This is a genomic window from Bacillus sp. FSL W8-0640, assembly GCF_038007725.1.
In the GTDB taxonomy this organism is placed as follows: Bacteria; Bacillota; Bacilli; order Bacillales; family Bacillaceae_G; genus Bacillus_A; species Bacillus_A cereus.
This window is the reverse complement of sequence record NZ_JBBOXT010000002.1, coordinates 256,217-279,425: the sequence shown is the minus strand read 5'-3', so window position 1 is coordinate 279,425 and position 23,209 is coordinate 256,217. Positions and strand designations below refer to the sequence as shown.

Sequence of the window (23,209 nt, the reverse complement as noted above, 5' to 3'; positions counted from 1 at the left end):
TTCTTACACACCTACTTTTTCTTATTTATTTCACGTTTCCTCCATCTTTCTTGTTGTCAGAATCTGCTTCATAAATAAATATGTGTTTTGCGTTACTCTTAATGCTGCCTTTCTTTTCATCAAATTGTTTAGTATAACTAGCAGCTTCGGCATCTCCTTCAACGGCAATCATTGCAGGTTGCTCTTGTACGGCATGTGCAAAAAACTCTCGTTTTGATGCAGGATCCTTAAATGTTGCATTTTGTTTATATGACTTTTCAAATTCTTTCTTTGCGATTTTTGTGTCAATAGCAATTTCTTCTTGTGCTCGTAAAACACCTACTTTTACGGCTTTATCCATTGCTGTACTTCCAGCACGTTCTAATGCAGACTTATTATCTGTGTTTGTTGTATCTCCAATAATCATATCTGTCATTAAGAATAAACAACCAACAAATAATAATATTGAAGCGGCCCCTATAATAAATTTTTGCATCTTCTTCACCCCTCCTTAATTTTCAGACTTCCGAAATCGAAATCCACTTAAAATGGAACTTTTCTTTTGATTCAACAATTGGTTTGGCAGCAATAACTCTGCTATTTCCTTCATTATTCCTTCAAGCTCTTTATAATAGTTCCGACTAGATAGTAACGTACTACTTTTTAATTGAGATTCAAATACATCCTCTATCTCATATGGTGATAAGGCAGTTAATACCTTATCTCCAAAACATTCTTCTACTACTTCATGCTTTAAAAGTGCAGGAGAAAACTTATTCCCAATGATTCTCGTTTTCTCTAAAGCTAAGTAAGAAACGAGCTTTCTCTCCTTTTGTGTAAGAGGATGCGCTATCTTTAGCAATTGATGCAAATCTGGTTCTGCTACAAAGAAAATAAAATCTGCCATTTCACATATTTCATGGTATAAATCTTTATCCCAATCATACCCAGCATCAATAATAGATATAGGCGCTTCTTGGTTAGCCAATAATACCTTAATAAAATGGTCAAAGTCCTGCTCTGTTTCGTTTTTTAGCTCTTGGTCCACTATAGGATTCTTTACGATATAATTTATTCTTCCTTGCTTCCATTTTGGAATTGATAATATATCAGATTCCTTTTGTAACATCTCTTTATATCGCTGCAACATAAATTCACTACGATAGTTTTCTGGTGCTTCTGTATATCCCTTTAATAAAGGATACGTATATCCATCATCATATAGATTCTCTATATAGTTCACATCAATCTGTAGTTCATTTAAGTAAGCAGCTAAAAGATGTGAAACAAAAGTTGCACCACTTTTTTTGTTCATGCTGGCCACAACAATTGTTCTTCTCGGAATAGCAATACCAATTTGTTTTTCATATACCGGCTCAAAAGCCAGTTTATATTGTTTTTTTATAATAGGCGCTTTTGGCGTCTCATTTGGAACAGACTTACGCTTTTGCTTCTTTTTAAATAGTTTGTTGGAATTAGAGGTAGCTTCATTTTTGCCACCTTCCTCTAATTCACTTGATACTTCCTCTTCTTCCTCATCAACAGGAACTTCGGGCAACTTTGTTTGTTGTGGTGCCTGACTTACTCCCACAATTTCCGCTACATTTTTAATATCCGACTCCTGTAGCAGCTGCGGGATAACTTTATTATCAATATCAATTTTACGAGAGTTAAAAATGTCATAGATACCCAGATAAATCAGTTTCGCCAAAAACTCATCATCATTTTCACGCTCTGTAAATACCACAATACGAATATCTCGATTAAAACGAATATCTCTTAATTTCTGTAAGATAATCAATTCACGTTTCTCTTCATGTCCTGCATCAATATTTAATCGTTTCTCATTAATACATAGAATATCGGGCTGTTCTGTATCTAGAATTTCATCTAGATACTTGATATGCATCACATCACTATCAGCTACTTCAAATCCCGCACCAATAAAATCCTCACGTAAATATGCCGTATATACAGTATCGCTAATAGCTAAAACGATTTTTTTCACCATAGTTAACCTCCTACAAAATCTAACGTTGGATTAAAATCATGTTTTCAATTGGAATTTGTGCTTGAAGATGAACCTTCCCGATAATCTCATTCAGAATATACTCAATTTCAACTTGATCCATTGTACGTGGAGCTCCAAAATCAGAATTTAGTTTTACTCGTATTTCTAATCGATCTTGTATCTCATGTAAAGGTGTACCAAGATAAAGAATGCTGTAGTATAAAACACCATCTTCAATATTTTTTTGAATCATATCCTTTGTTTGATGAATAAATGTAACCTCAGCAAGCTCAACAAAAGGATTATCGATTGTTACTTTGCTATTCCAATTTAAATTCCAAATCTCGCAATGTTCTTCCGCATGTACAACAACTCCATTAACAGAAGGCGTAATAGCGAAAAGACGATCCACAGGAACTTTGGTTAACGAGGTACTATTACCTTTCTTTAATTCAAGTCCTTTTTCCAATCGCTCATGTTCAAAAGCATATTCAGCACCAGTGAATGCAACTTCGCAAAATACTTGTTCTAACAATGGACGAATCCCCTCATATGTTCGTATAGCAAATACACTAAATTCCTGTGTTTCATCTGTACGAATGATTTCGTACAATTCATATTCAGATGCATTTGCTAAGGCAAAAGGAATATCTTTTATAAAATTCGGCTCAGTATATAAATTCTCAGGAATTTGTGTTTCAGGATGATTTATAAACTCAAGGCATAATTGATATCCTTTTAAAAATGCATTCTTAACAGCTGCAGGGAATAGAGTTTCAAAACGTTTTACATTATTTTTAAACGTTTTTTCTTCAATTTCGTTATTAAATTCTCTTTCCTGTAAGATATTTGCCTTATTCCCTAGTAATAAAAAGTAGTGATTAATAATGCGACTAATATCCTTTTCAAATGCTGCATTGTCCTCACAATACTTTGTAAATCGTTCTTTACTCATGTTCACAATTTCGTTCATAGTTTCAAATTCTCCCTTTTTATTGTTATTTATACAAAAAAAAGACACACCGATGGCAGGTTATGTGCCTTCGGTGTGTCCGTTTAGCTAGAAATTAAATCTATTAATTTGTATATTTCTCTTGATTAATTGTTGTTCACGTATAAGAATACCTCTATGAATTTTAAAAGTCAATAGATTAATTACACCCTTGGAAACTTATATTTATTCCCTCTTTCTATTTTTTTATGTATTTAATTTAAAAAAATACAAGTAATTAAATGTAAAGAATCACAAGTATTTTATATAAAAACAACAAGAACTATATATAACTAAACTCAATTATGAATTATAAAGAGATTCAACAAATACCTCTAAAACCTTGTATTACATACGTTCATTGATATTAAGCTAAATTCACTATCGTAATATCCCCAATTCATACAAGTTTTACATCATAGAAACCACAAATTAAGAAGTTAAATAACATATTACTGAGAATTCACAAGTTTAGAATAATATTACTAAGATAACCACAAGTATTGAATCGAATTATAAACAAACTGAATCGTAACGAAATATAACATAAATCGATTATATACTTCCGTAAAAATGCTAATAGATATATTTTCCTAAATAAAAAAGCATGTTTTCAAAGTAAAGAACATGCCAAATAACCCTTGCTTTTAAGTAATTTTTTAACAAGGGCTACCGTATATTTTTTTAAAAAAAATCACATGAATTCCGGGTAAACACCATTCTTCTTATGATAATTTATCATTGCATCGTGTTTTTCCTCTGTAGACAAGTTTTTTTCCTTAAAACCTATCCAGGACTCTCTAAACTGTACACGCATAAATGCTGGAATAGAGAATATTTTTTGCTGTTTCATACAACTTTCAACTTGATCTAATGCATAAGTCATTGCGTAAATTAGTAATTCACTTTGTTTTTGTTTTGTTGGTAAATAGATCGCGATATCAACAATCTCTTGTCTAAATGCGGTCATTATATTTTCTTTATCTTTTTTTCGTAAGGCTTGTCCCATGTGTTTTAAACGAGACACCGCTTCTTTTCTGCACTTTGCTACTGGTCTATGTAATTCTTTTTTATCATTCTCAATTACGCAGTTTGAAGAAAATACCACGTTGAACTTCTCAATGATGATTTGTTTTACCTGTTTTCTTACATTTGTAATTCTTGTTTCATTAGATTTCTTCTCTTTAGAATCGATTGCAGTAAATTGCACAATGGGGTTAATAATTTCTATGTAGCGTCTTACTTTCTTTGCATTACGATTTAATCTCTTTTTTAAGGAAGACATCTTTCTTGTAATCTGAAACTCATTAATTTTATGTTTATAATGTTCCATACCCACTTTTCTTGAAAAAGTATTGATTAAATCTAACAGGAATATAATCCCTCTATTATCACGAGCCTTTACTAGACTACTTATTATCGTTGTTTGAATTAGGTGAAATGGAATACGGAAATACGATAGCGATATACCTGTCATCTTTGCAGTTTCTGCAGTAGTGTGGTTATACAACGCATAATCTACAATTTCATATACAGTACGATTTCCAACAGGTGTTTCTTTTACGAGTCTACGCTCCAAACAAACTTGAAAACCTGTATAAATTGTTGTGTAGGGAATCCCACTTTTTTTAGCAAGATCCATTATTTGAAATTCACGTGGTAGCATTCCTATATCATTGCATTCAAAGTGAAGCAAGATGTAAGTAGCTAAAGCTGAAGATGGTAACTCTTTTCTTTCATTTTCTAGTTTTACGATGTTTAATAGCCCATCAAAAAATTTAACCCCATGAATATTAAGACTTTGCTCAAAAAATTTTAATTGCGTATTCATAGTTGCCTTTTACTCCTCTCCCAAAAATAAAAAAGACACACCATTGGCAGGTTATGCGCCTTCGGTGTGTCCGTTTAGCAAGAATTTTAATTTCATTTATTTGTATATAACTCTTTCGCGATTAATATTCATGTACAAGATTATCTTTATAAAAATTAAATGTCAATACCTTTTCATGTTTAATTTTCATAAAATAATCCCATAATAATTTTAAATAACAATTGGATTTGCACCATAGATAACTTTTATAATTAATAATATGCATTTAAGTTCTTCTCTCTTTCATTTAGATAACCCCCTAGGATAGCTTTAATTTTCAGAAACATAATATGTCTAGAAAGTTACTTACAAAAGATCCGAAGTTTTCACATAAAAATCTTACGCTCATTATATACATTCGAATCCACATAACATTAACATATAATTCTCCATATTAATGTTATGTAAACAGTGAAAATACATTTTATAAAATCGACTCACATTAATATATCAACTGACATTAACATATAATCAAAAACTTAACAGAAAATATCAATGTCATATCAATATTTTCTAAGCAGCAAGTACATACATTCACTCAATATCATTAACATCCTATTAAAAAATATAGATTCGAATTTTCCTCATCTTCATTTAAATAAGTTTTCAATATATTGCTATATAAGAAGTTAATTAAATACAATCGTGTGGTTTTCATACAAAAAACTTAAAATATATATGTTCAATCAAATTTTCAAAACCAAACAATATCAAAAGTGATATTAATGTTATGTAAACAATTTAGGTTTTTTAAGAGTCAGTCACATTGACATATCAATTAACATTAACATGTCATCGGAATTCACAAGAAAAATGTTAATGTCATATCAATATTTTTAGGTGTTTTGTATGCATGCTACCATTTGATATAATTGTTATCCTTTTAAAGTAATACTTCTTAGTAGAACATATTATAAATAGCTAGAGAACCAGCAACTTGAAACTATAACGAATGAATTACTAAAAAAACATAAAACTTCTAATGAAATACAAAGTTCCATCTATTAATATTTTTTAAAAACTATAATGTTAATATTTAATAATTTCGGTTGATATAAAATTGATAATAGATATAGCGAATTTTAAAAATATCAATCTTATGTTAATGATAACACTATAAATCTTCTTAACGGTATCATCTAATAGCTGATAGATAGATCAATTTCATACCCTTTATTCACACACACAATACGCTAGGATACATATTGTGAAACAAACAACAAATATTGTAGGACTAAAATGATTTTTAGTTAACAAGACATTGACATCTGAACGAATTCATTTCCTCATTGTACTTTCTATGTTAATGTTAAATTTCATGTTAATGTCAACAATAAGTTGGAATTACCTCTAAACGGGAAGACACTGCTATAATATGGAACATGTTGTTTGAAATTAGATGAATGATGTCTTTAGGACGTTTAAAAAACACCAGTATTACCGTAACCACATAAAACCATCTCAAATATTCCATGCAGCATGGAGTGGGTATTGAATCTCATAGTTTATTTATGTTGATGACGATTCTATACTCTAACTATATTTGACCTCATAACATACTACTAATTTAGTAATATTATTATCTTTATTTCTAGCAATTATACACTATAATTTAAATCCCCTAGATTAAGTCTACTTTTTTTCCTCAATATCAATGATTATCTCCTTATAACTTGTTTACAAAACAACTATATTTCCTTATCATTAGTATTAAGTAACGTATTTTGTTAATCTCATAGCAACTATCATTGATCTCACTAATGTAAAGGATCGAGATTTTCGTTGATAGCACATTACCATTTATATACTTGAAGTTAATAATAACACTAATAAACCAGGTATATTCTTGCATTTATAGTTAATGTTCTGTCAACAAGAACATGCTAACATGTTAATTTCACATTTCATATGAGTCACTGGATGTACTGGGATTTGTATGAATATCACCACAATACTGCCTAACATGTTAATTTCAGTTCACATGTTAATTTCATATTGGGTGTTCATGCATTGATTTTTAAGGAGGTAGTTACAATGATTGAACAAAAAAACGAATCACAAGACCATCAAATTAACGATGATGATATATTAACTGATAATGTTTTTGAAAAAGCATGGCGAATAACTGAATTCTCTAAACTAGTTGGACGTCATCATAATACCGTTTATAATTGGTTCAATATTCTAGAGGAAAAAGGACTTCACGAAACGTTAAGAACCCAAAATACCAATGAAAAACTCTATAATACATTAGATCTTGAAATCGCTCTATTTATTAAGCTAAAAAGGGATGAAAAATGGTCTTTAGATGCAATTATTGACCTTTTACCACACCAATTTGATTTAAGACCTGTATCACCAGAGAATCAATCAAATGAGGTATCTACTGAATTAAACCTTCAGGCTACTGCAGAAATCATTGAAAAAATGGTATCTAAACAGTTAGAAGAGAAAATAAAACATATTGAGTCTCGTTATGAAGAGAGAGTAGAGAGTATACTTAAACAATTGCCACAGCCAGAGGATGAAGAAACCATAAAATTGCGTCAACGTCAAGATAGACTGGATAACTTTATTATTGAGCACAGAGCACGACAAGAATTAAGAAAACAAGCAGAAAATCTGTGGAATAGTAAACCTGAAGAGGAACGTACTAGGAAAGCAGGTTGGTTTAAAAAAGAGGAAGATTTGAGTAAAAAGCAACTCTTCATTGAACAGTACATACAAGATAATATTATTGATTATATAAAAACTCTTATGAATGCTGTAGAATAATAAAAAAGTCTGGATAAACATCCAGACTTTTTTATTATTTTGTAGTACCAAACATCTTATCTGGATCTAGAAAATCTGCTAATTCATTATCTTCATTTATCCCAGAATTTTCATCTTCATCATTGCCCATGTCAATAAAATCTCCAAACGCAAACCCTAAATCTTCATCCTCATCTATACTCTCTATTGTACTAATTTGGGACTTTGTATATTGAATTTGACTTTGTCTTTCCTTAAACTCATTAAATTCTTCTACTAATCCTTTAGATAACCTTGATGGTAACGCATCAGTTTTATAGAACGTATACACGCTTCCTAAGAAATCATTTTTACTTATTAGATATCCATTAAATACAGTACCATTGATAGGTAGATTATTTGAAACTTCTACTTTAGCGTCATCCATAAAGGAATCATCAATGTTTTTTTGCTCATCCAAAATAGCCAACATGCCAAAATGATGTACTTTTGATGCTTCAACAGAACCATCATTATTTCTTTTCATTAAATCAATTGGATGGTGGAATGAACTTCCTCTTAATGACTCTTGGAACATCTCTATAATCGCATGACTATTTTCTATTTGGTTCATATTACGAGAAACTTTATTAATTACTAAGCAGCCCGTTTTTTCAAGTAAAATACGTTTAAAGTCTTGAGAGTCCAGTATTACAGAAGTACCAGAACCATTAGCAGCAGTGTTTAACTCATGAATAATCTCACTAATCCGTTGATTTGCATAGTCTCTTGAATTAGCAATACCTTTTTTCTCATTTTCATTTAATTCCTTAAATTCATCATAAAAGTGCTGGTTATCAGCAAATACTACAAATGCTACACCTTTAGATTTGTCATTTGCTAGTTTCCAAATCTCTTGTGAAAATTTATTTACTTGTCGTAGTACATCTGGCCCATCAGCTCGGACAGGAAGTGTCACCACAATTCCCATTTTAATAAAATCTTTACGCTCAATAGCATTTTCAAAGGCTATTCTTGCAAATTTTGCTTGATTTGCTTTAATCTCAGCCATTGGATATTGTTGTGCAACCTTTTGTAACTCCTTCCTAATTATCGGCTTGTTATGAAATGCCGAAAATTCTTCAATAGCCTTAATTATTGTAGAAGTTCCTGTTCCTCCACCTAATCCAGCAAAAAATAGAACAAGTTCATCCGATGGTCTTACACGTTCAGTGATAAAGTCTTTTAATTTTTCTTTTGCTTCTTCATTTGAATCTAGAACTTTAACCGCGCGCTCTGGGTTTTTACCTAAGCCACCTAATTTAAGTGAAACCTGATTGCTTTTGGGCACATTTTTTAATTCAGCTAGATCTCCATCATTACTATTTAGTGCTAAGCAGTTATATACTGCTGTCCCATCTGTATGCTTATACTCCGCAAACTTGTCTACCATTCTAGTACCAGCTTGACCAAAACCAACCATCGTCATTTTAACTGCCACTTCATTCTTCAAGAAGTTTTTCGCCATTATTTTATCTCTCCTTATTCACTTTTTTTTCTTTTCCCTAACTCAATAAGTACTTGTTGTCCTCTATAAGTTGAGATTAAAAATTTATATGGATGCATAGTCTTTTCATAAATTAAAGACATTGATGATAATGTACTTACACTTATTTCAGCTGAACGTCTTGATATATTTGTACGTTCAACCTCTAGTGAATAAGATTTTCCTTTTTTTTTCTTTACTCGCCTGTCTATAACTACATTTTCCACTATTTCATTAATGGATATGCCCCTCATGTATTTTGTCTCTTGGAATTGTTTATTTACTACGTTTCCTATGTATAGAAATACACTATATAGTATCTCGTCTTGTTCAAGAATATCAGCAAACATGTTTACTACTTCATCTGTAAACTTAATTGTTTGATATTTTTCACTTAATATTTCGTTCAAGTTGTCCCCCCCTAAAACATTGGTTAATTATTCCTAGAAACATAGTACATCATTATACGCCGTATATCAAGTCATTCTATATAAAACTTATATAGAATGTGTATATATAAGTTTTATATATCATCAAATAGAAACAATCTACATTTCCCATAGCCTCTTCTATGCGACGTATATATAAAGCGTGCATGTGATATGTCAATTTGACACTTCATGTAATTTACATTTTCATAATATTTTTTTTACCATTATGATTACATGAAATAAAAATATAAAAAAAGATTTTATTTCATCATCAAAAAACCTATATATCACCTAATTATAATTTTATACACCTTATATATACGACTTACACATACACTGTATATGTAACGCTATATATTTCAACAACTAATACCTTCTTAATTGTCAGTTATATATAAACAAAATATAATAAAGTGCATATACAAAGCTTATATATAAGTTTTATATATACACTTTACATATAAATGATGAAAAACACCTGCATTTTAATAATTTGCACTACACTCATGTATTTATGTTGATAAATGCTTACATTTTTTTACACAGTTCACTTCTTGTTAAATCAGAGATTGTTAATGTTATGTTAATTGTGTTACTGATCCACCTAAATATATGTGTAATGAAAAAAGGACGGTCTATATACGAACCCGATTTCTTATCAATTTCAGTAACTTTTAAAAGTTTATTAAGGATGATTGTTAATTTCATATCCACAAAATCACTAGGTTATTTAGTTAAATACTTTATAGATTAGAATAATTGAAACTTTGCTTAGACCTTTCTAACATTCTTACTCCATCAATTTCATATAAACAAAAAACGGTTCCCCAAGTTTGTTACATAGGTTTACAATTTAGTGAATGAGAATTCGATAGAACTTAGATTAATATACAAAACCTATGAATGTACTTGAAATGTACCGTTGATAAGATAGAAATAACATTAATTTTCCTCTTACTAAATCGCCGTTTCAACACGGGGGAGGGAAACTAAAAACTAAATTTCCAATATAAACCAGTATTAAAAATAAACATCCAATCAAGTAATAAATAAAGAAAATCATCCTTGATTCCCAAAATCCTTTTATAATTTTTGAATAATTGTAATCCATCAAAATTTTAATATCTTAATCGGCTTCGTGTTAGGACGGCATAGTATCACTTTATTAGTAACTTTTTCCTGAGTAATTGTTAGTTACCTAGTAGTACTTCGCCCTAACAATCAGGGGAATCTAATAAACCCCATGAGGCTAATGATTTACTATAGATTTTTAAAGGTCATTACCACCACAACTTTGGGGTACAAGAATAGGTATCTCTAGAAAAGAAATTCTCAAATTCATTTTTTCTTATTTTACAATCAATATTTAGATGTAATAGTATATAAAATACTACTGATTTTGTTTAAACTTAATTATAAATAAGAGGTGTATATAGTGCCGCAGAAAGTGTATAAATATAAAAGGGCAGGTACCCAGAAATATTTTCATCTAAAAGAAGCAGACATATTTGTTTTTACAGTTTTATATTACAAAAGAGCTCTTACAACAAGACAAATCACAACGTTATATAGTGCATTTGAGAGAAGAGAATGTTCAGAAGCTAGCATATTCACAAAGCTAGATCGATACTCACAATACGGCGCTATCCTAACTAAAAAGATTGATAAAAGAGAGGATAGTATAACAAAACGAGCTTCATTCTCTTTAAAAGAAAAAGCTATTGAATTCTTACAAAAAATAGGAAAACTTCCACCGAACGTTTCTAAAAAAAGATATTCACGTGTAATTACACTTCATACTTTATGTGCACGTGAAGTTTTTGTACGTACTCTACTAGCTATTACTAAAAAGACATTTAGTAATGAAATATTAAATGAGTTAGATATCCGTTCCTATTACCTAAAGAAAAACATGACAATTCAAGAGACTCAGTTACCTTTGATTCCTGATGAACACATTTCATATCATAATAAAAATATTTATATAGAGATGGATATGTGTAAAGAAACTAATGCTACCTTAGTTGAAAAAGTAGGGAAGTACATAGATTACGCGCAAAAAACTGATAAAAATGTAACGGTTGTTTTTGTTCTTTATGACAAGTCGATGTTTCTTGCGCAAGATGCAGAACCACCATACGTACGTATGAAAAATCTCTTATTTTCTATGCGAGAATATCATGAACATTTAATGAATCTACCAAACCTAAATATGCACATCTGCTCTTTGAAAGAAGCTGGAGATGTTATTTCAGATATCATTCTAGGAATAGATGATAACCAAAACTTTGAACAAGATATTCTTTTGCCTTTATCTCAACGCACAGTAGGAGATGCCGATTGGCGTTATGCATTTGTTGAACAAGTTCAAACATTTACGGAAACAATAGATGGTGGTCTTAGACGAACGTATAGGAGAGATAAAGATGTTATGCAAGATTTCTTCTTTATTTTTGGGAATGAAAATGATTACCGAATGATTGCTAGATTAGACGATGTTGTGTTTTCAAGAAGAGAAGGTGATGAAGGGGTACCACTTGTTGTGATCTATCCAAAGCGCAAAAAGGCTAGAGATATACTTTTAATGGACACTTATGACAACGTATTACTGCTATCCCTCCAAAATGAAGGTGTTACTATCGACGCGGATGAACAGATCATGGCGCGTACTGCAAATAACATACACCCGAAAAGACGCAAGCTTGTTGAATTATATTAATCGTTTATTTTTTATATACTTTTATACAATTTTATTGATTTTTATTATTTAAGGTGATAGAATTACGTTTGAACTAAACACTAAAAACTACAATCAAATCAGAACATATGAAATTAAGGCAAGCGACACACGCTGTTTTTACAGTGGGTGTCGCTTGCCTTTTTTTATATGGAGAAAGGTGGAAAATCAAAATGGATTTACAATATGCAACTACTACTGGGGAAGTGCTCTCTGCTAGAGAAGCATTTAAAAACCCGGAACTAGTCCTTAATCATATTACAGAAGAGGGAGCAACGTTTAGTGTTTCTCTACAAGATATCCAAATTCCAGGGAAACCAAATTTCTATTGGTACGATGTCATAATTGAAACGGCAACGGATAAAAAAATCGAGGTAAATATCGCGGTACTTTCTCAACAAGAATACAATCAACTCTGAGAGAGAGAGAGTATTGATTTATATTTAAAACAAACTGAAGATGCAGCAGAATTCTTTCTCGAAAAATCAAAGGAACTATTCCAACCAGAATTCAATAATCGATTTCAATTTAAACATAAAGCTCAACTATATCTGTAAGAAGTAGGTGAGCCTATATGGAGACATTTAAACAACGATTACCGTTATTTACTACAATCGGCTTAATTAGCGGATTTATTCTTTCATTTGGATTCGGTTTAGTAAACTACATCAAGTTACTCTACTATGCATTTGAACCACCGTCTTATCCTATAGAAATTACATATGTACCGCTTATTCTAATGTTCTTTTCTTTACTGTTAGGAGAATTTAGCTTTAGGTTTTACAGCCGTATTCCAGCTTTACATGTAAATAATGGGAAATTAATAATTTTGGTTGCTTCTCACTTTGCAGTTGATATTCAATTTTTATGGTTTGCAACTGCTCCGATCCATGCAAAGGTTATTCCTTATCTAACGGATAAATCAAATCATCTTAATTTTGGTGATTATGAAGCCTTAGGTCATGTCTTAACAGGCAATTTTCACACACTCACTATGATTTTTGTATTTTTACCAACAGTATTTATGATTTTGTTTACACTTTGGTATAGTGGGCATATTGTTCGTTACCGGGAAGAGATACTAAAGTGGGTACAAAAATACGAATATAAAAATCACAAATTACAAAAATGGTTTAATAGCCAAGAAGAACAAATATATCCTGATGTAGAAATTGGACCACATATTGAACATAAAGAAATGGTGCGAATTAAAGGGAAAGATAGAACGTTAAATGGTATCATTATTGGGCCAATTGGTTCTGGTAAAACATCAAGTTTAATTATTCCTATGATAAATCAAGATTTACACTGGATGGTGCGTTTCATAAATAAGTTTGAAACTGCTTATAAAAAGAATGATTATGATACAGAAGAAGTAAAAGGAACATTTTTAAATGGTGTCACTGTTATTGAACCCAGTAATGATTTATGTCAAAAAGTATTTAAATTGGTACAAGCACATAAGATCCCAGCAAGCTCAGTTTATTATATTGATCCAACTAATCCTGATACCAAAAATATAAACATTCTGCGGGGACCAGTTGATAAAGTAGCAGAGGTCTTCGCAATGGTTATTCAAGGTTTGTCTGAATCTAACAATGCATTCTTTGAACAAGCTCAACGTAACCACCTTAAACAGCATATCTATTTATTAAAGCTTCACACCCCGCAAAAAGATGTCACCTTCGACGATTTGATTGAGATGTATGACGATGTAGAACGTGTTCACCGTATGCATAAACTATTAAAAGTACAGGTCGAAAAGTTATATGATTTTGTTCAAAGTGGCGCTGCTTCACGTGACCAAAAAAATGAATATAAAATTATAAAAGGTATTGATGAATGGTTTGATAATACCATTCGTGAAAAAATGGATTTTCAAGGTGAAGCAGCGGTTTATAAATCAGGAAAATACCGCGGACAACCAATGCATTATGACAGAGAAGAAGAATATGTAAAAGGTTTACGCAACATATTAAAAGATTTAGCTTCAAACGTTTTAATACGACGTGTTTTATTTGGAAAATCTGATTTTGATTTCGATGTCCATGTGCGCCCATACGGGCATTTAGAGATTCAACTCTAGCAAAGTTGTAGGCTCAGGTCTCACAAAAGCCTATCATCAACCAACTTATCCGTGAAGGAAACTGAACGGGGAGTGTAGCATGTTGGTAAAGCCATAAGTTAATTAGTTACCAAATTACGACTGAATGGCCAGATGAAACGTATAGACAAGGATGAAAGCTAAACTGCTTAAACGATAGTCCAAAGGGGGATATCGAACCCCATGACGAAAGGTAACTAGTAACGTTATGTAGTAATGACCATTTAACCAGGTGTACGCTAAATGGTATAGAAGGACGAGGTCTCCATCCTCAAGTCCCAGAGATCCATTACTAACTATCCACTGTAGGTGGAAAAGGACGAAAGTCGCATCCGACACTATACCAAGCTCATCTCTAAATGTACTAAATGGGGATTACCTAAGTTGGAACGCCAATACAAACTGGCTATTAAGGATGATACCAAGTGTAAAACAAGGTATGTGGCTTATGAATATCCAATAAGGTAACGGAGTTTCCGTAGTAGTCAGAGATAGGGAAAGCCTATTACAGGGCGAAGGGAAACAGTTTATCAGTTTAATACAAATTAGGAAGGAGCGTGAGGCTCTTTGAGAAATCCAAATGAGGTATTAAACAGCCTACGTACCATGGCTAGTAATACAGATTACAAGTTCAAGAGACTATACAGAAACCTGTATAACCCAGAATTTTATTATATGGCATATTCTAAGATATACGCCAAAGAAGGCAACATGACCAAAGGTACGGATGGAAAGAATATCGATGGAATGAGTATTGAAAGAATTAACACTCTTATAGACAAAATTAAACACGAGACTTACAAACCTTATCCAGCTAGACGGATTTATAGGATCAAAGCTAATGGTGGTAAAAGACCACTAGGCATCCCTTCTATGGATGATAAAATCATACAAGAAATAATACGAAGTATCCTTGAGAGTATATATGAATCTACGTTCTCCGATGATTCACATGGGTTTAGACCTAAAAAGAGCTGTCATACTGCGTTAATTCAAATTCAAAAGACATATAGAGGGGTACGATGGTTTGTTGAGGGGGACATAAAAGGTTTCTTCGATAACATAAATCACCACTCACTTATAAATATCCTTAAAAGAAGGATTGATGATGAAAAATTTATAAGGTTAATTTGGAAGTTTCTCAGAGCAGGTTATCTTGAAGAATGGACATATAACAACACATTCTCTGGCACCCCTCAAGGAGGCATAATCAGTCCCATACTATCAAATATTTATTTGAATGAACTAGACAAATTTATGAAGATCTATAAACAACAATTTGATAATGGGGCAAGAAGAAAGACAAATCGTGATTATGCGTACCTTTCAGATAAGAAATACCGACTACGAAAAAAACATGAGGAACAATGGGGACAAATGTCAGAGGACGAAAAAAGAGAAGTTAAACTACAGTGGAACAAACTACACAAAGAACAGCTCTCTATACATTCAAAAGAACCTATGGACGAAAACTACAAAAGAATTGTATATACCAGGTACGCAGATGATTTCCTCATAGGAATAATAGGTAGTAAAGAAGACGCTATTCAAGCCAAAGAAAATCTTACGATTTTTCTTAAAGAAACCCTTGAACTCGAGTTGTCACAGGAAAAGACTCTCATAACCCATAGTGAAAAATTAGTACAATTTCTCGGTTACGATATTACAATCTCAAGAGAAGAAGCAATAGCAAAAACAACCCATAGAAGGACAAAAAGGGTATTCTCTTTCACACCCAAACTATACGTACCCAAAAACAAATGGATAAAGAACCTATTTCAAAAAGACGCACTAGCAATTGATAAAAATACAGGTACTTGGAAACCTAAACACAGAACCTATCTAAAAGATAATGACGACTTAGAGATTTTAAGTATCTACAACGCAGAAATTCGTGGTCTATATGAATACTACAAGTTGGCGAACAACGTAAGTGTTATAAATAAATACAAATACATAATGGAATATAGTATGTATAAAACGTTCGCTAGCAAGTACAAAAAAAGTGTTAAACAAATTCTCAACAAATATAGAACCAATGGGAAATTTGGTATACGATACAAAACTAAAAACGGTGAAAAGATAAGATATCTTTATGACCAAGGATTTCGGAGACACATAAGTATAGATACCAAAACAGAAGTCGATATTCTCCCAAACACCTTAAAAATGTCTGGACGAACAAGTCTCATTGAACGATTATTAGCCGAAGAATGTGAAGTGTGTGGCAAAAAGAACCTAGCTATCGAAATACACCACATAAGAAAGTTAAAAGACCTAAAAGGTAAGAAAATGTGGGAGAAAATGATGATCGCTAGAAAAAGAAAAACCATGGCACTCTGCCATCAATGTCACATAGATTTACACTCAGGTAAGTTGGATTGATAAATGGAGAGCCGTATACTTGGAGACGAGTACGTACGGTTCGGGGGGGAGTACTTGGAAACCTATCATAGAAATATGATAAGGCGCTGGGTACTTACCCTACTTAGAGCAGGGTGGCATTCTACTTGTTAATACTGCAAAAGGGGAATTAGCAGACCTTTCTAACGTATTAGGAAAATTTGTATTGCTGAGTATGCAGAATGCGGTATTCCGTAGAGAACCAAACGTCTCACCTTACCATCATATAATTGTTGATGAGTTCCCGGATTATGTTGTGCGGCCGTTTAAAGAATTCCCTGCCCAATCTCGTAAATATAAAGTAATTCTAACAATCGCTAGCCAAACGCTGTCCCAATTAGCTCTCGACTTCACAGAACAATACATGTTTACTTTATTAGGTTCATTCCGTAACAAAATGATATTTGGAGATGTGACACCATATGATGCAAAAATTTTCTCTGACATGTTTGGTGAGAAAGAGGAATTTAAAGAGGCGGAATCCGAACAGGGCATTTCTCCTATGCAAGAGAATCCAGTTAGTCGACTAGGATCAACCTATCAAAAAACGAAAGAAGTTGTTATGTCACCAGGAGATATCATGGCACAAGGTGCATTCATCTGTGCTGCTCGTATTGTACAAGACAATCATGTCCAACCCGTACAACAAATTACGAGTAACTTTGTACCAAAAGAAGAATTTGCTCAAGCTATTACACAGGTAGATGAAGGTATGGGCCGATATTGGGAAAATGAACGTCTTCGTCTTATTAATGAATCTATTGCAAAAGCAAATCCTATGAAGCATGTAGACGCAGAGAACATGAAGAAAATACAACCTTTGTCATCTATGCAAGAGATTATGATGGAGCAAGATAACTCTATAGAAATAAATGGGGAGCAACAACACATTGTATCATTGGAAGATTATAAGGAAAACAAGTCTCAAAATGAAACTCTACCTAATGATCCTGCAGAAATGAGCCAGCAGGGAAATGTCGGTGATGAAATTGAAAATAAGTTGTATGAAGATATTAAGGAATTTATTATCGAATCACAACAAGTCTCGCCATCTCTTCTGCAAAGAAAATTCAAGATTAGCTACATGAAATCTATGCAATATATTGAGAAGTTAGAACAAAATCTAGTTGTAAGTTCTTACACAGGGGATGGTCCTCGTAAAGTATTAATTTCAAATAATAGTAGTACATCAGAAGAAACAAGTGTTATTACTACTCATTCATCTGACAATACTATTTCACCGGAAGTAGCAATTCCAATTGAAGGCGAAGAAATCAAACAAGAAGAAACTAGCTCCTTTAAGGATATTCTATACGACGATGTTTTAAGTTTTGTGAAGGAATCGGGAAGTATCTCTATATCTGTACTACAAGACACGTTTAAAATTAGTTATACACGTGCATCGAGATTAATAGAAGCCCTACAACGTAATGGTGAACTGCCTGTAATAGCAGAAGAAACACATGTAGAAATCAACACGGTTCAAATTGAAGAAACGCTTAATCAAACCGAAGAAAACAAGCTAGATGAAGATGTAGCAAAAGTTTACGAATCTATTAGTATTACAGTTCAAGAAAACTTAGAAAAAAATAGAGAAGATCATTCGAAAAATAATGAGAAGCAACCAGAATATAAACCTATGAGTTACAAAGAACGCCAAGAGCACTTAAAATCTCAGCAAAAAAATAAGAATAACACTTCGCAGTCGCTACTTAATAAAATTGAGAAACCTAAGCAAAAAACATCGAACGTAATGAGTAAGGAATTGAATAATTTTTTTGATTAATAGTTTGTAAACCTCAAATTAAATCTAGTATTGGTATAGTCAGCATTTCAGAAAAACCACGCTAAACCAAAAATAAAATAAGCTGCTCTATAGGCAGCTTATTTTATTTTTGGTTTAGGAAGTAAAAGCAAACTTTTTCTATCCAAAAGAGGCTTATTTTTTAAGCAGTTTCTTAATTCGGATCAGTAATTGTACCTGAAAATAAAGGGAAATTCGCATGATAAAACATTTTTACATCTTAAAATCCCTTTATTATAAAGATATTTGGTAGTATTTAATTAGCCTTTAACTTAACCTCAAATTTAGGGGAGATGTATAAATGAACATCGGTAAACAGATACAATACTTTCGTAAACGGGATAACATGTCCCAAGAGAAGTTAGCAGAAAAAATTCATGTTTCCAGGCAATCTATTTCTAACTGGGAAAATGAAAGGAACTATCCAGATATTCATAATTTACTAATGATGAGTATTCTCTTTAATGTCTCCCTGGATGATTTAGTTAAAGGAGATGTAAAGATCATGAAAGAAGAACTTCAAAAATCAACTTTCTTTAAGTGGAGTTACATCATGTTAGCATTAATGATTCTACTTCCTATTTCTATTGCACCTGTATTTTATTTTTTTGGTTATTACGGTCTTATAATACCTGTGTTACTTACGATTTTGCTTATGCTTTCATCGTCGAAGCTTGAAAACTTGAAAAAAGAGCATAATTTAAAAACTTATCGTCAAATAATTGATTTTATAGAGGGAAAACCTATAAGTGAAGTAAAGCCTAATATAAAAGATAAATTATTAAAAATAGGTTTGATGCTTGCAAGTGCTTTAATTAGTTATAGTTTGATTTATTTAGGATTGAGTGTATTTGGAAGATAACTTAGAAAACTATTAAAAGTCCTCCGGATTGTTTAACTGGAGGACTTTTGTCTTTACATAATTATCGTTAGCGGAAGTTGTTTTACCTAAAAATAAAGCCTTTACTATACATTTTTATTCATACCTTTAGAGGAGTTTTTTGCTACAAAATAGCCTGTCATTCCAGATATAAAGCTCGGTGGTAAACTCCAAAAAAAGAATCTCCAATTGTTTGTAATTACTGACAGAATGAGAAAAAAAGCAGGAAGTCCTATCATGACCATGAGCGAAATTTTTTGATATTTGTTCAAAGGCTTACACTCCTTTCAAAATAAAAAGCCAACCCCTTCTGTTTAGAGAGAGTCAATCTTTATTTTGTTTTTCTAACAGTTGAATAACCTTATCCAACTTTTGTTCAACTGGATCCTGTTTTTTGTGATTGTTGGTATGCCGAATTATACGTATAATCCCGCCAAACAGTGCACCGATGATTACTAAAATAATAGCAACTCCTATGTAATACATAGAGTTTTCTAAAGGCATTATTTAGAACCTCCTTTTTCCCTATTTTACCATTTAAGAGAAATGATATGTTGTTTGATTTTGGTTGTATATTCTATACATGTGAGGTTAACATAACGTCTCATTATTGGTAGCAAGGAAAAAGGGGAATCCTTAACCTCAGAAAGACTCCCCTTTTTTATTTTCTATAAAGCTATTCATCTTTTTATACATTCCTATTATGGCACGCTTTTAGGTTTCTCGTTTGTTACTGGATTACTCGAAAAATTGTATAAAATTTTGCATACTCTTAGCGTGGTTTTTTCCGAAATACTAGCGGTCCCCCTAGTAAGGCTGCATTCTAGATTTTGAATTAACCTATAGCAAAATTATGATTTAAAAATTATTCTTGCATTTGAGTAAATAGAGAACACTGAAGGTAACGAAGAACAGCATAAATATAAGCGTATGAGTTATAAAGAGCGCCAAGAGCATTTAAAAGCTCAACAAAATAACAAGAACAACAATACACAATCACTACTTAATAAAAATGAGGAACCAAAAACCAAGGCATCAAATGTTATGAGTAAAAGCCTGGATGATATATTTGGTAATATCGAAAGCTAACTCTTTAATATTCAGATCCTACATCTCGATTAACTTATATAATTTTTAGAAGACCCATCTACCTAAAATATGATAAAATAAAATCAATGATTATGTAAAAAATATACACAAATAGAAATTAATAGAATAGAGGTTGATAAATATCAAAAAATCTAATAATTTATTGCACTGTACCCTAATGTTTATAGGCGTAGTTTTCCTTTTGAGATTTTTTGAATACTTGTTTAATATTACAATATATACTCAAATGAATGATTCTTTTATAATAACCCTGATTTTTTTGATAATGTTTTTTCTCCCTACAAAAGTAAGACAGTATATGCTAAAAAAAATTCATTGGTCATTTTTTACTGACCTTAAAAATTACTTATATGTATTTGGGGGATATATCATTGTATTTGTTTTATCACAGTTAGGGAGTTTGATCTCTATAATAGATCAAACAATAGATTCCGAAACAATACAGATTACATCCATGTCCCACATAGTAGTATTTATTTTAGGGGTGGCTATTATGACACCCTTTTGGGAAGAAATGTTTTTTAAAAGAATCGTATTAGATACATTAGATTGTTACATACCATTTTTGCTTAGTGTCTGCATAGTATCCATTATTTTTGCATCATTACATAGCATCCCAATGGAATATCGTATTTTCCCATTTATCTTGAGTGTTGTAACTAGCTTTATATATAAAAAAACGAATTCATTATTAGCACCCTTTTTTATCCACTGTCTATGGAACTTAACCAGTATTATTTGAAAGAGCCCTTTTTACAAAGGGCTCTCTTTTAAACTGGTACTCTATCAAGAGTAGTAATTCTCTTATTCACTGTTTCGTCAGAAATAAGCTGTCCAATTGGATTATATGTTTTAACTCTTATACGATAATCTTTTACTACAGTATAATCTTTGAATTGACGACTTGATGAATACACTTTAGAGCCTCCAATTTTAATTGTAGCTCCTTTATACGAAAATGATATCTCTCCTGTAACTGATGAAGTACTACTTAATGTAACAGTTCCCTTATACGTTCTAGAAACTAAGGATTGAGAAACAATACTACTTTTATACTGATTACAAGTAGCACATAAAGGTTTTGGATCTTGGATACCGAAATTTGCTGGATTTAATACAGCATTTTCATATGAAATTTCAATTTCATATGAGTTTTGAGGTTTTGTTTCAGCTGAAGCAGAGGGAGTAAACCCTACTAAAATAGGTATTGCCAATAATGAAGCTGATAGACTCGTTATTACGCTTTTCTTTAACAAATAAATCATCCTCCTTTATTATTATTCAACCAAAAATAACATATTTATATCAAAAATGTAATATTTTGTTAAAATTTTATATATAAAGATCGAAAGGCAAATATTGGGATACCAAGGATTATTACTGTTTTTTATTTCTCCACTTAATGTAACTGTAACTTGTATTATAGATTTAATAATATTTCTGCTAACAATTTTTCTATTAAACTCAAACTAATTTTATACTTGCAAAAATCATGCGATACCATTATATTTGTATTATTAACTATATAAATAAATTATAATTTACGTGAAGGACACACCTTACGTACCATCCCAACGGTACAGGTGTGTCCTTTTTTACGTTCTAGGAGGAAAATATAATGGCAGAAGATAAGACAAACACTCAAACTGTAGAAGAACTTGGAATGGCTTTTGAAACAGAGAATCCACAAGGTGACACGTTGTTAGAAACAAACTTTAATCAATTTGAGCGAGTACGTGATCATGAACTAGAGGAATTAGCCCGTATGAAACGTGAGCGTACTGTAGGAAAAGGCTTGATTACAGTCGTATCTGAAAAGCTATTCCCAACTAAAAACGGAAAGTCTGAGCGTATACAAGTACTTACAATGCAAATTGGTACTCATACAACAGCATATTGTCCCATTACAGAGGCAGGTATAAATGTTCCTAAAAATCCTCAATGGCTAGTTGGTAGAACAAAGCCTTTAATCATTGAACACTTCCAGAAAACGGAGGAAGGCAACTTTGCTGTTGTATCTATCACAGCAGGGGAATTGGCACTTCAAAAAAAATTATATGAAGAAGTGACAGCGCAAGAGGGCAACAAGGTATACACAGGAACCGTTTCAGGACATATCCCATCTGCACAAACGGTCTTAGTTGAAGTGCATGGTGTAACAATAGGTGTAAGGTACTCACACTGGTCCTATACATTCGTTCGTCCGGAGGATATTGTCATTGGTGATGTTGTAGAACTTATCATCGATAAAGTAGGGGAAAAGAATGGCCGTTATGAATTTAGAGGAAATAAAAAGAAACTAGAAACAGATCCAATTGAAAAGTTGTTAGAACTAAAGAAACGCCGTGACCGATTTGTAGGTAAAATTGTAGGGGTAGACGCTATTGCGGGTATTTTCGTAGAGGTTGCTCCAGGAATTCAGTTTAAAGGACTTAAGAGCCGTAATCTTGCCAATCCAACTATAGAAGATGCGAAAAATCAAACGATTGTTACATGTGAGCTGCTTAATATCGACGCCAAAAATAGAAAAGGTACAGTGCGTATCCTAAATTATCCGCAGGGACAAAGTAAAAAAACTAATTCGTCAATTTTCCAATTTTAATGGATGAC

The 23,209-nt window shown here is 32.0% G+C and carries 17 protein-coding genes and 2 pseudogenes; 10 read left to right on the top strand and 9 right to left on the bottom strand.

Going from position 1 to position 23,209, the window contains the following annotated elements:
• Positions 1-25: 25 nt before the first annotated feature.
• The 4 genes from N2V80_RS28495 to N2V80_RS28480 all read right to left on the bottom strand — a co-directional run bounded on the left by N2V80_RS28495 (position 26) and on the right by N2V80_RS28480 (position 4,812).
• On the bottom strand, positions 26-475 hold the full coding sequence (locus N2V80_RS28495; RefSeq protein WP_061655388.1) for a hypothetical protein: 450 nt from the start codon (positions 473-475) through the stop codon (positions 26-28).
• A 15-nt stretch (positions 476-490) separates the two neighbouring features.
• Positions 491-1,990, bottom strand: a complete 1,500-nt coding sequence (locus tag N2V80_RS28490; RefSeq protein ID WP_061655387.1) for a hypothetical protein — start codon at positions 1,988-1,990, stop codon at positions 491-493.
• Positions 1,991-2,009: 19 nt separating this feature from the next.
• Positions 2,010-2,963 (bottom strand): hypothetical protein, encoded by a 954-nt coding sequence (locus N2V80_RS28485; protein WP_061655386.1) that lies wholly within the window; start codon positions 2,961-2,963, stop codon positions 2,010-2,012.
• Positions 2,964-3,675: 712 nt separating this feature from the next.
• A complete protein-coding gene (locus tag N2V80_RS28480) occupies positions 3,676-4,812 on the bottom strand; it encodes a hypothetical protein (RefSeq protein ID WP_061655385.1) in 1,137 nt (378 codons plus the stop codon).
• A 2,073-nt stretch (positions 4,813-6,885) separates the two neighbouring features.
• Here N2V80_RS28480 and N2V80_RS28475 point away from each other — a divergent pair.
• The gene (locus tag N2V80_RS28475) at positions 6,886-7,626 is read left to right on the top strand and encodes a MerR family transcriptional regulator (protein ID WP_048535743.1); all 741 of its coding nucleotides are present in this window, start codon (positions 6,886-6,888) and stop codon (positions 7,624-7,626) included.
• A gap of 34 nt (positions 7,627-7,660) precedes the next feature.
• On the opposite strand, the gene N2V80_RS28470 is transcribed toward N2V80_RS28475, so the two are convergent.
• Positions 7,661-9,112 (bottom strand): hypothetical protein, encoded by a 1,452-nt coding sequence (locus tag N2V80_RS28470; protein ID WP_061655384.1) that lies wholly within the window; start codon positions 9,110-9,112, stop codon positions 7,661-7,663.
• A 14-nt stretch (positions 9,113-9,126) separates the two neighbouring features.
• Positions 9,127-9,540: a hypothetical protein gene (locus N2V80_RS28465; protein ID WP_061655383.1), complete on the bottom strand. Its 414-nt coding sequence runs from the start codon at positions 9,538-9,540 to the stop codon at positions 9,127-9,129.
• A 1,456-nt stretch (positions 9,541-10,996) separates the two neighbouring features.
• On the opposite strand from N2V80_RS28465, the gene N2V80_RS28460 reads away from it, so the two are divergent.
• From N2V80_RS28460 to N2V80_RS28435, 6 genes and pseudogenes are all read left to right on the top strand, one after another.
• Positions 10,997-12,280 (top strand): replication-relaxation family protein, encoded by a 1,284-nt coding sequence (locus N2V80_RS28460; protein WP_061655382.1) that lies wholly within the window; start codon positions 10,997-10,999, stop codon positions 12,278-12,280.
• Between the two features lie 191 nt (positions 12,281-12,471).
• A pseudogene (locus tag N2V80_RS28455) lies at positions 12,472-12,855 on the top strand (hypothetical protein).
• A 17-nt stretch (positions 12,856-12,872) separates the two neighbouring features.
• On the top strand, positions 12,873-14,384 hold the full coding sequence (locus N2V80_RS28450; protein ID WP_080450929.1) for a conjugal transfer protein TraG: 1,512 nt from the start codon (positions 12,873-12,875) through the stop codon (positions 14,382-14,384).
• Positions 14,385-14,969: 585 nt separating this feature from the next.
• Positions 14,970-16,787 (top strand): reverse transcriptase domain-containing protein, encoded by a 1,818-nt coding sequence (locus N2V80_RS28445; RefSeq protein WP_061655381.1) that lies wholly within the window; start codon positions 14,970-14,972, stop codon positions 16,785-16,787.
• A 100-nt stretch (positions 16,788-16,887) separates the two neighbouring features.
• Positions 16,888-18,591 (top strand): annotated as a pseudogene (locus tag N2V80_RS28440) (DNA translocase FtsK); the annotation flags it as partial.
• A gap of 319 nt (positions 18,592-18,910) precedes the next feature.
• Positions 18,911-19,471: a helix-turn-helix domain-containing protein gene (locus N2V80_RS28435; protein ID WP_061655380.1), complete on the top strand. Its 561-nt coding sequence runs from the start codon at positions 18,911-18,913 to the stop codon at positions 19,469-19,471.
• A 104-nt stretch (positions 19,472-19,575) separates the two neighbouring features.
• Here N2V80_RS28435 and N2V80_RS28430 read toward each other — a convergent pair whose 3' ends face one another.
• Positions 19,576-19,761 (bottom strand): hypothetical protein, encoded by a 186-nt coding sequence (locus N2V80_RS28430; RefSeq protein ID WP_061655379.1) that lies wholly within the window; start codon positions 19,759-19,761, stop codon positions 19,576-19,578.
• Between the two features lie 52 nt (positions 19,762-19,813).
• The gene (locus N2V80_RS28425; RefSeq protein ID WP_061655378.1) at positions 19,814-19,993 is read right to left on the bottom strand and encodes a DUF4083 family protein; all 180 of its coding nucleotides are present in this window, start codon (positions 19,991-19,993) and stop codon (positions 19,814-19,816) included.
• A 426-nt stretch (positions 19,994-20,419) separates the two neighbouring features.
• Here N2V80_RS28425 and N2V80_RS28420 point away from each other — a divergent pair, with 426 nt between their 5' ends.
• Positions 20,420-20,578: a hypothetical protein gene (locus N2V80_RS28420; RefSeq protein ID WP_176526242.1), complete on the top strand. Its 159-nt coding sequence runs from the start codon at positions 20,420-20,422 to the stop codon at positions 20,576-20,578.
• 178 nt (positions 20,579-20,756) lie between these two features.
• A complete protein-coding gene (locus tag N2V80_RS28415; protein WP_340981024.1) occupies positions 20,757-21,341 on the top strand; it encodes a CPBP family intramembrane glutamic endopeptidase in 585 nt (194 codons plus the stop codon).
• A 28-nt stretch (positions 21,342-21,369) separates the two neighbouring features.
• Here the strand turns inward: N2V80_RS28415 and N2V80_RS28410 are convergent, their stop codons facing one another.
• Positions 21,370-21,864: an LMxysn_1693 family intestinal colonization protein gene (locus N2V80_RS28410; protein WP_253859357.1), complete on the bottom strand. Its 495-nt coding sequence runs from the start codon at positions 21,862-21,864 to the stop codon at positions 21,370-21,372.
• Between the two features lie 353 nt (positions 21,865-22,217).
• Between N2V80_RS28410 and N2V80_RS28405 the strand changes: the two genes are divergently transcribed.
• Positions 22,218-23,201, top strand: coding sequence for a hypothetical protein (locus N2V80_RS28405; protein WP_061655376.1), 984 nt, complete (start codon positions 22,218-22,220; stop codon positions 23,199-23,201).
• Positions 23,202-23,209: the final 8 nt, after the last annotated feature.

Bases quoted from the DNA above. Each gene is read 5' to 3' on its own strand.
- N2V80_RS28495 (WP_061655388.1), bottom strand. From the start codon at position 475: ATGCAAAAATTTATTATAGGGGCCGCTTCAATATTATTATTTGTTGGT.
- N2V80_RS28490 (WP_061655387.1), bottom strand. From the start codon at position 1,990: ATGGTGAAAAAAATCGTTTTAGCTATTAGCGATACTGTATATACGGCA.
- N2V80_RS28485 (WP_061655386.1), bottom strand. From the start codon at position 2,963: ATGAACGAAATTGTGAACATGAGTAAAGAACGATTTACAAAGTATTGT.
- N2V80_RS28480 (WP_061655385.1), bottom strand. From the start codon at position 4,812: ATGAATACGCAATTAAAATTTTTTGAGCAAAGTCTTAATATTCATGGG.
- N2V80_RS28475 (WP_048535743.1), top strand. From the start codon at position 6,886: ATGATTGAACAAAAAAACGAATCACAAGACCATCAAATTAACGATGAT.
- N2V80_RS28470 (WP_061655384.1), bottom strand. From the start codon at position 9,112: ATGGCGAAAAACTTCTTGAAGAATGAAGTGGCAGTTAAAATGACGATG.
- N2V80_RS28450 (WP_080450929.1), top strand. From the start codon at position 12,873: ATGGAGACATTTAAACAACGATTACCGTTATTTACTACAATCGGCTTA.
- N2V80_RS28435 (WP_061655380.1), top strand. From the start codon at position 18,911: ATGAACATCGGTAAACAGATACAATACTTTCGTAAACGGGATAACATG.
- N2V80_RS28425 (WP_061655378.1), bottom strand. From the start codon at position 19,993: ATGCCTTTAGAAAACTCTATGTATTACATAGGAGTTGCTATTATTTTA.
- N2V80_RS28420 (WP_176526242.1), top strand. From the start codon at position 20,420: ATGAGTTATAAAGAGCGCCAAGAGCATTTAAAAGCTCAACAAAATAAC.
- N2V80_RS28415 (WP_340981024.1), top strand. From the start codon at position 20,757: ATGTTTATAGGCGTAGTTTTCCTTTTGAGATTTTTTGAATACTTGTTT.
- N2V80_RS28410 (WP_253859357.1), bottom strand. From the start codon at position 21,864: ATGATTTATTTGTTAAAGAAAAGCGTAATAACGAGTCTATCAGCTTCA.
- N2V80_RS28405 (WP_061655376.1), top strand. From the start codon at position 22,218: ATGGCAGAAGATAAGACAAACACTCAAACTGTAGAAGAACTTGGAATG.